This window comes from Streptomyces sp. NBC_00461 (genome assembly GCF_036013935.1).
GTDB lineage: Bacteria > Actinomycetota > Actinomycetes > Streptomycetales > Streptomycetaceae > Streptomyces.
On record NZ_CP107902.1, the window covers coordinates 89,639 to 102,383 of the forward strand.

At 71.1% G+C, this 12,745-nt stretch carries 12 protein-coding genes; 11 read left to right on the forward strand and 1 reads right to left on the reverse strand.

Annotated elements, in window-relative coordinates; translation table 11 throughout:
* Positions 1 to 110 precede the first annotated feature (110 nt).
* Entirely contained in the window at positions 111 to 4,241 is a 4,131-nt protein-coding gene (locus tag OG870_RS00430) for a hypothetical protein (RefSeq protein WP_266593254.1), read from the reverse strand.
* Positions 4,242 to 4,676: 435 nt separating this feature from the next.
* On the opposite strand from OG870_RS00430, the gene OG870_RS00435 reads away from it, so the two are divergent.
* From OG870_RS00435 to OG870_RS00485, 11 genes are all read left to right on the forward strand, one after another.
* Positions 4,677 to 5,027 (forward strand): hypothetical protein, encoded by a 351-nt coding sequence (locus OG870_RS00435; protein ID WP_266845016.1) that lies wholly within the window; start codon positions 4,677 to 4,679, stop codon positions 5,025 to 5,027.
* Positions 5,028 to 5,136: 109 nt separating this feature from the next.
* Positions 5,137 to 5,427, forward strand: a complete 291-nt coding sequence (locus OG870_RS00440; RefSeq protein ID WP_266845018.1) for a hypothetical protein — start codon at positions 5,137 to 5,139, stop codon at positions 5,425 to 5,427.
* Positions 5,424 to 5,615, forward strand: a complete 192-nt coding sequence (locus OG870_RS00445) for a hypothetical protein (RefSeq protein ID WP_266845020.1) — start codon at positions 5,424 to 5,426, stop codon at positions 5,613 to 5,615. The genes OG870_RS00440 and OG870_RS00445 overlap by 4 nt, the downstream gene beginning before the upstream one ends.
* Complete coding sequence (locus OG870_RS00450; RefSeq protein ID WP_266845022.1) at positions 5,615 to 6,754, forward strand: hypothetical protein; 1,140 nt, start codon at positions 5,615 to 5,617, stop codon at positions 6,752 to 6,754. The genes OG870_RS00445 and OG870_RS00450 overlap by 1 nt, the downstream gene beginning before the upstream one ends.
* Positions 6,755 to 6,851: 97 nt before the next feature.
* Positions 6,852 to 7,751: a hypothetical protein gene (locus tag OG870_RS00455; RefSeq protein ID WP_266845024.1), complete on the forward strand. Its 900-nt coding sequence runs from the start codon at positions 6,852 to 6,854 to the stop codon at positions 7,749 to 7,751.
* Between the two features lie 62 nt (positions 7,752 to 7,813).
* Complete coding sequence (locus OG870_RS00460) at positions 7,814 to 8,581, forward strand: hypothetical protein (protein WP_266845026.1); 768 nt, start codon at positions 7,814 to 7,816, stop codon at positions 8,579 to 8,581.
* 5 nt (positions 8,582 to 8,586) lie between these two features.
* A complete protein-coding gene (locus OG870_RS00465; RefSeq protein WP_266845028.1) occupies positions 8,587 to 9,207 on the forward strand; it encodes a cell envelope biogenesis protein OmpA in 621 nt (206 codons plus the stop codon).
* Between the two features lie 224 nt (positions 9,208 to 9,431).
* Positions 9,432 to 9,917: a hypothetical protein gene (locus OG870_RS00470; protein WP_266845030.1), complete on the forward strand. Its 486-nt coding sequence runs from the start codon at positions 9,432 to 9,434 to the stop codon at positions 9,915 to 9,917.
* 142 nt (positions 9,918 to 10,059) lie between these two features.
* Positions 10,060 to 10,584, forward strand: a complete 525-nt coding sequence (locus tag OG870_RS00475) for a single-stranded DNA-binding protein (RefSeq protein WP_266845032.1) — start codon at positions 10,060 to 10,062, stop codon at positions 10,582 to 10,584.
* Positions 10,585 to 10,756: 172 nt separating this feature from the next.
* A complete protein-coding gene (locus OG870_RS00480; protein WP_266845674.1) occupies positions 10,757 to 11,416 on the forward strand; it encodes a DNA-processing protein DprA in 660 nt (219 codons plus the stop codon).
* A 68-nt stretch (positions 11,417 to 11,484) separates the two neighbouring features.
* A complete protein-coding gene (locus OG870_RS00485; protein WP_266845034.1) occupies positions 11,485 to 12,708 on the forward strand; it encodes a hypothetical protein in 1,224 nt (407 codons plus the stop codon).
* The last annotated feature ends 37 nt before the right edge of the window (positions 12,709 to 12,745 follow it).

Below are 12,745 nucleotides of genomic sequence, written 5' to 3' on the forward strand. Positions count from 1 at the left end.
CGCGGACCCGGACAGTGGTCCGGACGCCTCTGCGCAGGCGGATTCCGGCAGCCGCCACTCCAAAGGGGGCGCCAGTCTGGTCCTGCCTCGGTTGGGGCGGACGAAGGGGGTCAGTCGGTCTGGGCTCCGGGAGGCCGGCAGTCGAGGACCCGTGCGCGGACCAGGGCATCTTGCTGTGCGGCCAGTTCCTGCTGCTCGTGCTCGATCTGCTGCGGGGTGTGGCCTGGCGAGCAGTGCTGCCGCCGCTCGGAGTGCCACTGGTCGCAGTCGAAGAGGCCGACGAGGAAGATGCCAGCGGTGCGGGGGCGGCGCAGGTAGCGGGCGACCAACTGCTCGGCGAGCGCTGTGGGTAGGCTTCGGTTCCAGCAGCCTTTTGCTTCGATGACCACGGTGAATGGCTCGGTGTCGTGGGAGGGGTCGGCCGCCTGGATGTGAATGTCTGTGCGGCCTCCTCCGGCGCCTGGGCGGTCGACTTGGACCTCGCGATTGAGGATGATGCGCCTTCCGCCGAGGTGGATCTTGAGCAGGCCCATGACGAGGTCGCTGAAGTCTTCTTCCCATGTCGGCCACATCGCGTTGTAATCGGCTGCGGCGGCGCGGTTCCACAGCAGGATGGCCATCCCGTTGGGGCCCGAGAGTGTTTCCTGGACTCGGTCGACGGCCTCCATGACAACGTCCAGGAGTTGGGCTTCGTCGGTGATCACGCGCAGGCTGTGGTCGGCCGCCAGTTTCTTCAACTGGTGCGCGGGCAGCGGCCGGCTCTGCTGCTGGGCCGCCTGGCGGGCGGTGCGGCGGGCCAGGCGCCGCAGCCAGGACGTGTGGCGGGATGTGGAGGCGGCCAGTTGGCCGAGGTGGTCGGCCGCTTGCGGTGTGCCTTTGCTGGCGATCAGCTGGGGCAGGGCGTCGGCGAGGTCGTGGAGGGTGTCTTCCCGGGTGATCCTGTAGGCGACACCGGGCTCGTGCTCGGTCCGGGGCCGGTGAAGTTCCTCCCGTTCGCACAGGCGTGTGTAGAGGTCGACAAGATCGTCTACGTCGAGTTCTGCCACGCCTGCGGGCCAGCGATCGGAGCCGCCGATGATCATACGGTCGATCACGGCCCTGCACAGGTCGGGATCCTCGAACGCCTGACGGATGGGCGGCCAGCTTTCCGGCAGGTCGGGGTAGGACATGAGAGTGCAGGCCGCGGTGATCCAGCGCCCTGGGTCTGGTTCTGCCCCTTCATGGGGCGGGCCAGCTGCCACGGTGTCTTTGACCTGGGCGAGGGCAGAGGTGTCGCCGAGGCCGGACAGGGTGACCGTCACGGCAGCCCAGGCTGCGTCACTGCGGTCGCATGCAGCAGCCCAGGCCCGCACGACGGCGAGGGCGTCCATCGCGTCCAGTGTGTGCAGGAACCGGACCAGGTCGGTGAGCCGGTAGGACTCGAGGCGGTCCAGGCATGTCGCAAGCGCGGCCTCGAACGCGTGGCCGGCGTGGCGAGCGCACCGCTTGAAGAGGCTGTGGTGCAGGTCCGCCTCCTGCGCGGGGGGTGTCATCGTGGCCAGCGCGAGCGCCCACCCGGTCCACCGCTCGATGTCTGTTGCGGGCGCTGTGGCTTGCCATGCGTCGGCCGACACGAATCCTGCCGCGGTCAACTCTGGTACGTCGGTCCATTCGGTGCCCCAGGCTGAGACGTCGTGCGGCTTCCATGCGGGGGCGGTGGCCAGGACGTGCAGGGCGGCGTGGAACAGCTTCGCGTGCAGAGCGCTGTCCATGGGCGGGCATGACGGTGCTGCGGCCACTGCGGTGAGGTGGAAGGATCCGTCGGAGGGCCGACCGTCGTGGGTGCGGTAGATGTGGCCGAGGACCGTGCGCCAGGCAGCGCGGACCTGGTCCGGGGCGGCAGTGTGGACCGCCTCCAGCGCTGCGGTGAACTGGTCCTCGTCGAAGGTGTTGCGGCGCCGCTGCTCTTGCTCGCCCTTCTGCCTACGGAGCTGCCACTCGGGGGGCGGAGCGTCCCACCAGGCGGTGGCGTTCCTAAGTTCGTTATCGGCCTGCCGGGCCTGTTCGATGGCCTCGTGCAGCCGCGCGTCATCCGGCCGCTGTCTGCGGCTGAAGAGCGGCTGCGCCGTACGCCGCATCTCTTGTGGCAGGTCCGGCCAGCGCTCGGCCCAGTACAGCAGGTCTTCGTCCGGGAACAGCCCCACCTCCGGGGTGGTGAAGGTGAGTTCCAGTACATGCTCCTGGCTGCTGTGGCGCAGGACGTAGTCGGCAAGACGGCGGCGCAGAACGGGCACGGCATTCAAGGAGTCGTGCAGGTATTCGAGTGGGGTGCGTGCGTCGCTGGTGTGGGACAGCTCCGGGTAGGCCGCCAGGGCGACGAGCGCCCGGCCGGCCTGCTCCTCGCGGGACACCGGGCTGCCGAGGCCAGGGTGGCTGATGATGTGGATGCACCTCGCCAGCAGTGCAGTGGCGATCAGGGACTTGGGGGTTTGGTCCTCAAGGGCTGTGCGGCACCAGGCCAGAGCCTCGTCGGCATGCTCTGCCGAAATCAGGTCCATGGCCTTCTCCAGCTCCGGCCGGTAGGTGAACGACCGTTGGGCAGGGAGCAGGTCGAAGTACTCGGTCAGTGGCAGGTGCTGCGGCCACAGATGGTCCAGCGCTGCTTCGGCAACGCCGGTCTTCGCGTCCGCGGCCAGGGCGCGCATTCTGGCGACGACCTCGTCGCCGTGCACGGTTCCCTCGGCGATCGCGTGCAGAGCGAAGGAGCGAAGCCGCGTCGGCAGCGTGATGTCCTCCGCGAAGGACAGTAGCGCGGGCGTTAGTTGGGCTGGCTGGCACTGTGCAGCGATCCACAAAGCCAAGTACGTCTGATCCGGGTCGGCGTCGCGGACCAGGAACGGGGTCAGCTGTGCGAACAGAGAGGGGTGGGTCAGCCGTTTGAGGAGTGCGAAGTCGATGCGGTCGAAGCCCTCGTCGGGGGCTTCATCCAGGAGTGCCTGGGCGGCCTGCTGCCGGTAGTCGGCCGACAGCGAGGGCAGGTCGGCCAGGAGAAGGACCCGCGGGTCGTGGACGAGTAGATCCTCGAATAGCTCCAGGTCGTCGGCCGCGAGGCGGGCGGCGATCTCCTCCTGCTCTGGCACGATGTGGCGCGCTGAGCCGCTGCCTGCCCACAAAAGCTCGCTTCGCACCGCCGGGGCGATGTGCTCACGCAGGTACTGCGCCGCCAGGTGTTCCTGGTAGCTGCGGTGGGCAAACACCCAGCGCCGCTGCCCCACCGGTGTCAGCAAGGAGGACTCGGTCAGGTGCAGCAGTTCATGGCGGCGGCACTCCAGTTGCGGAACGAGTCCGGGAAGGGCGGGGTCGACAAGGCTGTCGAGATGTAGTTCGCCCTCTCGCGCCGGCTCCCGGTCGGCGAGGGCCGGGACGCGGCTGAACTGCAGAGCGGCTGCCGCCCAGCGGGCCACTTCCAGCAGGTGATCCACCGCTGGCCGTTCCTGGCGCTGTACAAACCCCTGCGGCCAGCTCTCCGTGCACAGCCTGCGGCAGGCCTGGTTGTAGGCCTCGGCCACCGTCTTGGGGAGAGCTTCTCCTTCGGCCTGAGCATCCAGCAGCGGGATCAGCGTGACAGGCTGCTCTGCCAGGGCCGCAAGGCCCCGGCCGCTCACCTCCTCGGCGAACGCTGCCCCGTCCAGGCCGCGCTGCCAGGCCGCGCTCTCCACGTCGTGCCGAGTCAGAGGCTCCAGCGTCATCAACGTCACCTGGTCCGCATCCGGCCACAGCCCCCGCAACCCGCTTTCCAGCGCCTCGGGCCATCGGGTGGTACGGCAGGTGATCCGCAAGCGCAGCCTTTCGCGCTGTGGCTCCGACAACGCCCGCAGTTGCAGCAGGAGGACTCTGTCGAGACCAGGGATGTCGCTCAGGCCCTCATCCAGCCCGTCCAGTAGCACATACCGCGGCCCGTCTCCTTGCCCATGCAGGTGCTGCTGCAGTGTGCTGCCCGCCGAGGCCGTATCGGCGACGTCCCGGCCCAGATGCAGCCAAGGCGCCGCCTCTGCACCCTGGTCCCTGAGCAGGCCGTGCTCCTGTTCCAGAGCCACGGACTTGCCCGCACCGCGCTCCCCCAACACCACAACGACCGGCACATCCCGCATCTCGTCCAGCCGCACCGGACTGCCGACATCCCACCCGCCATCGAAGGCATCGGTCCGGGCACTGCTCTCGGCCTGCAGGGGTCGCAACGACCGTCGCCACGCGTATCGCATCAGTCCATTCTCACCGCCCGTAGCACCGAAAGCGGATCACGGACGGTCAGCCTTGAGTACTCCGGTGTAGCCGGAGGCTGGTGGTCGGGTATCGGGCATCCTGCCGATCTCGCGGGAAGCGTGCTGACGGCACGGCACTCGGGACCGCATAGGCATTGGTCATTGCACCACCGGTGGGCTCGAAAGGACGGACCATGGCAGGCTCGCCACGAAGGAGGTTCGGTGAAGGTGACACCGGACGATACGGCTTTACGTCACCACATGATTCGGACCACTGCCATCGTGATCGGCTCGGCAGATAGCTGCTGATCAGCGCAAAGGCAGCTTCTCACCAGTGACACGCGAACCCGAACATCTCAGTGACGGCTTCCCCGAACCTCACACCCGCCGCAGGGGAGCCGAGGCGTACCCCGGGACCAAGGAGAAGGTGTGATCATGCGCTGGCTGATGACCTTGGGCGAGCGCACCCGCCCGGACGCTCCCACCTTCGCTGAGTGCCCCGGCCCGCACGAGGCCCGCGCCGTTGCCCTGGTCGACGACGTCGGGCAGTTGTTCCCCGTCCTGCTGGAGTCGCGGCGGCTGTTCGGCGTCGAACTGACCGGGTGGGCCAGCCAGGTTGAGGCGGACGACGTCGAGAACCTTCCCCAGGAGGTGATCGAGAACTGGGGGCCCGACCAGCTGCGGCTGGACACGATGCCGGGTGGCTACGTGAAGGTGTCCGACTACCGCGACAATCAGGCATTCACCGCCCTGCCGCCCAGGACCAACATGCTTACGCGCCCGTAGGCGCACCGGCACCGGAGGGGTGGGGCAGCCCCAGGAAATCCAGTTGCCCCACCCCATCAATTACGTATTATGGAACATGTCAGATCGAGTGTGAGCGAGGAGACACCCCGTGGCATCTTTCGACCACGCCACCCCGGAGCGCTGCTCCGAGCTCGGCCGCGCTCTCACGGCCGCCGGCCTCACCTGGAGCGACAACGGCCGCCAGGACGCCCCGCAGTACCTCACCTACACCGTGACCGACCCGCACGGCCGCACGTGGCGGATCAGTCCGGCCACCAACTTCCAGATCTCCACGTCGAATGCGGCGCAGATCTGGGAGGCCAGCTGTGGCGAACTGGCGAGGACCACCCCGGTCCTGTCCGCCCGCAAGGTGGCCGAGCAGATCAAGACCGCCCCGTGAGCCTGCCGCCGTTCAGCCCCGAGGACTTCGGCGAGAAGTGCGAGACCTGTGGGGCCGCGCCCGGGCAGCTCTGCCGCCCCTGGTGCGACACCGGATACACCGCCGACGACTACCGCGCAGACGCCCAGCGCCACGCCGACCGCCCCGATGACCAGCCCTCGCGCCGCAGGCGGAAGGAGAGCCCGTGATGGACCTGTCCACCCCCGCCGGTCTGGAGATCCTCGCCCGCGACGTCGCCGAGCAGCTCGGCGCGCACCGCACCGAGCAGGACGGCACCCCGGACCGGGTACGGATCATCTTCGCCGACGGCCGCACCCTCGAACTCGTCCCCAACCGCCCCCGGACCCGGATCACCATCACCGCGGTTCTGCCCGAGGAAGCCACCGCGCAGAACCTGGCGATCGAGCCCATCACGGTGACCGCCCTGCCCCGCCCGCGCCCCAGCGAGAACCAAGACAAGGCCACCGCCCGGCACACCGCCGACCACATCCGTCGACGCCTCATGCCGCAGCAGACCGCCGTTGCTTCGCGGCTGTCAGCCACCGTCAAGCGCGCCCGGACCGCCCTGTCCGCCCTCCCCACCCACCCCGAACAGCGGTGGGCCGTCTCCGACCTGCCCGTCCCCCACCCGCTCGGCCTGGACCGGACGTGCCACATCGCCTGGTGGCACACACCCTCCGGGGAGTCCCGCGCCGTCGCCCCGTTCCTCGCCGACCTCCTGCGCCGTGCCGGACTAGCGACGACGGAGCCGCACGGCAGCGCGCACGTGTTCTTCTCCGATCCGCCCGCCGAGCAGCCCGACGCACGGTTTCACGTCGCGCCAGCCTCCGCGTGCGACGGGTGGGATCTCGTGGACCAGTTCACCGGGGCAGTCGTGCGCACCTACGACGACGCCCAGTGGGCCCAGCGGATCGCCGAGAGCGCGAACAGCGAGGACGAGGCCGCCCGGCGCGCCGCGACCCCGTCGCCTGATCTGCCCGGCCTGTCGGACGACCTGATCGAGGTGGAGCAAGTCCGCGCCCTGGCCGTCGAGTTGGCCATGGCCGGGCACATGCCGTACGGCCTGGTCGACGTCGACTACACACAGACGCCCGGATTCTTCATCTACCCCGGGCCGCAGCCCAGCGCGGTGCGCGTGGCGCGGCTGCTGGAGCCCTGGGGGGCGATCCGGCCCGGAGCCCGCTTCGAGGCGCCGGAGCGCGAGGTCGAGCGCTACGACAGGGAGCTGAGGGCCTACGCGAGGCTCCTGAACGGCCCGGGCCGGACCGTGGCCGTCCAACTGGACGGCATCCAGGTGACCTTCAGCGCTCCACCGCCCAGGCCCTGATCTGCGGTTTCAGGGTGGGGCAACGCGGAGAAACGCAGTTGCCCCGCCCTCTTTAATAGGTATTACGGAACTCGTTAGCCATTCGGAGGGGATCTCTGTGGATCTGCACCATGCCGCCGCGCTGCTCACCTCGCACGCTCAGCACGCCTTCACGCTCCAGCAGCAGGCCGGAGCCGCCCTCACCCAGGGCACGCAGCGCGACCCGCGGCGCCTGGCTCGTCTCGCCCATCAGGCCGAACGCGCCGTAGCGCTGGCCGCGTTGTGGGACGCAGTCCTGTGGGAGGCCCACGGCACCGACGCGCGCAGCCTCTTCCCGCTCGCCGACCCCGCACGCCTGGTCGCCGCCACGCGCACCCTGCGCACCCTCACCCGCGACGGGATCACCGGCGCCTACGACCTGACCTGCCAGGAGTTCAGCGACCGCACCCCCGAGCGCCCCGCCCGGCACTGGGCGGAAAGGCTCTTTCTCCTCCACACCAACATCGTCGACCACCTGCCCGGCGCACCGACCGCCACCGCCGTCCTCGCCGAGCTGCACGCCCGCTTCACCGAGGCACCGGCCGGAACGGCAACCGCCCTGGACGTGGTCACCGCCCTGCGCGAGCGCCTCGATACCGGACCGGCGGCCGCCCGCGACATCCCCTGTGGCGCGGACGAGATCCTCATCCGCGCCCTCGAACTGGCCACCTTCCAGGGGTGCAGTCTCACCAGCACCGGAGGCAACCGCACCGCCGTCGTCGTCCCCCTGGTCGGCGACTGGACGATCCGCATCGACGACCAGGGCTCCGCCAACCACCCGGAGGAGATCCACGGCACCGGCAAGGGCAGCGCGGGGTGGACCGCCCACCTGCACGACCCGGACGGGGACGCGACCGACGTGCTCCGCCACCCCTCCCCCGACACGGCGCACGAGTGTCTCGCCGACAGCGCGGCATGCGTCCGTCAGCTGACGCAGTGGCGCGCCGAGAGCCAGGCCAAGGGCCCCGTCCAGAACTGACCCCGCCCGGCCCACCACACCGAAGACAGCCCAACGGCCCTGCTCCCGAGAGGACTTCCGCCGTGTCCCCCTCAGCCGCCCCACTGGAGACAGCGGACCTGTCAGCGCTCGCCGACCGTCAGCAGACATGGTTCGCCACCGGGCGCGGTCCGGTATCCGTGCGCCGGTACGCCCGCTTCTCGGACTTCGTCCGGGCCGCCGTGTGCTCCGGCAACGGCCGCGACCGCGCCGCCCTGCTGACGCTGCACCCGCAGGCGTACCCGCTCGCGCCGGCCTGGCTGGCCGCCATCGCCGAGGCCGCGCCCGAGACAGCTGACCACCGCCGCCCGTCCGCCTCCATGGTCTCGGTCCGGCTGCTTGCACGGATGACGCCGGATCACCGCAACGGCATCCCCCGGAAGTCCGACGGCTCGGTCGGCTGGAGCGTGCCCGGCGCGTCCGCGCGCGCGTGGCCGGACGGCCGGATCGAGCTGCGCAGCGCCACCGGAACGCAGCTCGCCGGTCGGCTGGAGGGCTCCGAGTGGGATCACTTCAGGGTGGCCGCCGTGGCGGACGCAGGCCTGCGGCTGCTGTGCGCTCCCGAGGCCCGTCACCTGACCAGCACCGGGGAGCCGTCCGGCTGGTACCGGCCGTCCGACCGGGGCCAGATCGGAGGGGGCCGCGAGCGCAAGGGCGGTCAGGTGTACGACGGCGCGACCGTGGCGCGCTGTTCCTGCGGCTGGAGCGTGACCGTTCCGTCGCAGCTGGGCGCCCGCAGCGCGCCGAGCGCTGCCCCCGGCCCCGGCCCTGGCATGCCGTCCTTGCCCGCAACTCCCGTGAAAGGAGCGTGACTTCCATGAGCCGCGCGATCCCCGTGCGCTGCCTCGCCCGGCCGCTGGCCGGCGGGCTGGTCGTGCCGTGGGTCTCCCTGATCCACAACGGGCACGCCGTATTCGGCAGCCTCGACGCCGACCGTGCCCGGCGCGCCTTCCTCCAGCGCCTGTGCCAGATCTGCTCCCAGCCCCTTGAAGAGCAGTTCTTCGTCATCGTCCGACCTGCCGACGAGCAGCAGGGCTACTCCCCCGAACCTGCGCTCCACCCGGAGTGCCAGCCGTACACCGCGGCGAACTGTCCGATGCTCAACGGCACCGCCGCCCACTACCGCTCCCGCCCGGTGCTCGCCTCCCATCCCGCGTCCCGTCCCTGCGCCGACCCGTCGTGCCGGTGCCCCGAGCTGACGCCGGACGAGGGGCACACCGCCCGCAGCGGACGGCCCGCCGACCGGTACGAGGCATGGTTGATCGCTGCCCGGCACTACCAGCTGGTGTTCCGCCCGGACTCGCCCGACATCCCGGTCGGGATCAGCCTGGACGTGCCCATCCTGCGCACGCGCGTCCTGCGTGAGGCCGTCCTGCCCGCCGACCACGCCGCCCTGCTCGACCTACTGCGCACCGCCCTGGGACTGGAGCAGCCCTAGCCCGTACGTCCCGGGCCTAGCCCGGTACGCCGCCCCCATCTGCGTGACCCCGAAGGGGAGTTGCATGCCCACCGCGTACCCCGTGACCCTGCCGCCCGTTCCCGACGACCCGGAGACCGCCTGGCACGCCCAGCGCGTCAGCGACGCCCGGCCGCGACAACCTCCCGGACCAGGGCTACTCGCTGTACGCCGAGACCGTCAGAGGCAGGGGCCGCCCACGGATCGTGCCGCTCGCCTTCCAGTTCCCCGACGCCGTCGACTGTGAGCGCGCCAACCGTGGCGCCGTCTTCCACGCCGGAATTCACGGCGGCCTGCCCTATCTGGAGGTCGACGGCGTCCTGGTCTTCGCCTACCTCGACCCCCAGGTCGGCGCCGTCCGGGTGTCCGTCCACCTCGACAGCGCCCCGGACCATCTCGTGAGGCCCGATGACACGGTGCCGCTGAGGGTCAAGGTCGAGGACACGATCGTGCTCGATGACAGCAACGCCGAAGGAGCACCCAGGCCGCCGCTGCTGGACGCGCTGCTGAGCGCGGCCGACGCCGTACGGATACAGAAGGAGCCCATCCTCGCCGCGGCTCTCGCCGCCGGCCTCCTCTGGCGCTGCCCAGCCTGCCAGTGGGACAACCCGGCTGCCGCGACCTGCTGTGAGGGGCCCGGGCCCTGCCGAACCCCCCAGCCTGCCGCAGGGGTTGAGGCGGAACGCAAGTAGGCCCCGGCCGGCCTCTATGGGGCGGGTGCCTCCCTGTCGAGGAAAAAGGGGATGACACTCCATCGCAATATAGGTATTATGGAACTTGACCGGATGGCTCCCGGGCACCGCCAGACCGTTCGTCGCATCGAGGAGTACCTCCATGAGCGGAGAGACCACCGCCGTCATCCGCGGCCGCGTATACGGGACCGTGCAGCTGCGCCACACCGAACGCGGCACGCCCGCCGCCCGGTTCACCGTGATGCAGGTCCCGCGCGAGTACGACCGCGCCCGCGGGCAGTGGCGCGACGGCGAGCCGGTCCCGGTCATCTGCACCGTCACCGGGCCGCTCGCCCGGCACGCTGCCGAGTGCCTCACCGACGCCGTGCACGTGATCGCCACCGGGAACCTGGCCCTGCGCGCGGGCCTCCACCTCGACTCGGCCCAGGTCGGCGTGGACCTCGCCCACCACGTCGCCTACATCGACGACACCCTGCCCGCCGTCCTCGCCGGACGTGCGCCCGCCCCGGCACCGTGTGCTGCCGCGGCCCCCGAGCCCGCGCCCCGCGCCGAAGGCCGCCAGGCCGCAACTCCCGCCGCCGCACCGGCCGACTGGTGGCAGTCGCCGCCGCGCCGCTCCTGGGACGCGGTGACCGCGCCCAGCCGCACCGGCCGCCCCACCACTTGATCCCGCCGAGCGCGCCGCCCGCGCCGCGCTCGCCGCGCACTTCTCCCCCCACCAGGTCGCTGCCCATCTCGCCCATCACCCCGCCAAGGAGATCTGGCAGTACGGCGTCGACCACGACGCCAGCGGCCGCCTGGCCCAGTACAAGCCGCGCGAGGAACTCGCCAGCGCCCAGCTGAGGTGCCAGTTCGTCATCCCGTCGGATGACGCGTGGCCCGCCGCCCTGGCCGACCTCGGCCCCGACTGCCCGCTCGGTCTGTGGGTGCGCGGTCACGAGCAGCTGTCTCGGCTGACCGCCCGGGCAGTGGCCGTGACCGGCAACCGGGCCGCCACCGCCGAGGCCCTCACGCGCGCGAAGGCCTTCGCCACCGCCGTCGCCGAGGCCGGGCACACGGTCACCGCCACCCTCGCCTACGGCGTCGACGCCACCGCCCACCGGGCCGCCGCCCAGTCCGGGCGCGCGACGCTCGCCGTCCTGCCCCGCGGCCTGGACCGCGCCCACCCGCACGACCACGCCCAGCTGCTGAGCTCCATCCCCGCCAGCGGCGGCGCGGTGGCCAGCCTGTTCCCGCCCGGCACCCCGGCCAGCGGAGCAACGCTCCGGGCCAGCGCCGCCCTGCTCGCCGCGCTCGTGCGGGCAGTGGTCCTCGTCGAGGCCCTGGACCACTCCGAGGCTGCGATGCACACCGCCGAGGTCGCCGCCGGCCTGAACCGGCCCGTGCTCGTCCCGCCCCCGACCGGCGACGTGCGCGCCGACGGCAACGTCCGTCTGCTCGCCGAGCAGCGCGCCGTCCTGGTCCCCGATCCCGCGCACGCGCTCGCCGCCCTGCGCTGACCTGCCCAACCGCCCTGCCGTGCCCGGCCGTTCGGCCGGGCACGGGCCCGGAAGGAGTGACGGAGGCCATGCCTCGCACCGCGTACACGCTGTCGCTGCCCGGCCTGAGCAGCGCCGACGACCTGGACACCGTCATCAACTGGGGCCTGGGAGCCGACTCCACCGCCTACCTCGCGCGGATGCTCACCGACCCCGACGCCCACGGCATCGATCTGGAGCGCACCGCCGTCCTGTACATGGCCACCGGCAGCGAGTGGCCCGAAACCCGGCTCCTGGTCGAGGAGTTCATGCTCCCGCTGCTGCGCGAGCACGGTGTACGCCTCGTCCAGCTGGCCCGCAACGGGCACCTGAAGTCCGACGGCTTCACGGTCCTGGACGACTCCCGCCACCCCGAGCAGCTCTTCACCCGGGGACCGTGGACGCTGTGGGACGACCTGGAGTCCGTCGGCACGGTGCCCCAGCAGGCCGGCACCCGCAAGTGCAGTCTGTGGGCGAAGGGCGACGTCGGTGACTGGTGGCTCGCCCGCGTCTTCGGCGGTCACCGCCCGTTCCGCCAAGTTATGGGCTTCAACGCCGATGAAGCCGGGCGCTGCCTCCGTGACGAGACCGCCTCGAAGCTCTCCGGCCGGACCGGGGTGTATCCGCTCATCGAGTGGGGCTGGGGCCGCCAGCAGGTGGAGGACTACCTCCTGAGGCGGTTCAAGGTGCACTGGCCCAAGAGCTACTGCACGTTCTGCTGCTTCCCCGTCTCCATGGGCGCCCTGCCCGCCCACCTTGAGCGCATGCGCACGCACCCGGACATCGCGGGCGAGGTGCTGCGCTTGGAGTACACGGCGATGAGCCTCAACCCGAACGCGAAGCTCTACGGCCGCAAGACCCTCCTGGAGATGTTCGACCCCTCCCAGCCGCGGGACCGGGCCTGCCTGGAGGCCTTCGAGCGTGAGCTCGACATGCCGTGGGCGCTGTACCACGTGCGCCGCCTGTTCCTCCTGTCTGACGCCGGCGAACGGCGCCCAGTGAAGCGATCCACCGAGCGCGTCGACATCGGACGCCCCGAGCAGCTGGCACAGCGGCTGGTCACCGTGGGCGGACGTCACGGCATCGCCGTCGAACGCGACCCGCAGTACGGGCGCGCCCGTTCCTGGACCCGCCCCCGCACGAAGGCATGGCCGATGGCCGAGGAACTCTTCGCGACCGCCCCGGCCCGCGTGATCAACAAACAGGACCCGAACTTCGAGCCGGCGTGGAACGCCCTGATCTCCGGCTCCACCGCACAGCTCCCTCTCGCCTGACCATCCCGCCCCTCTCCCGGAAGGACCTGTCGTGTGC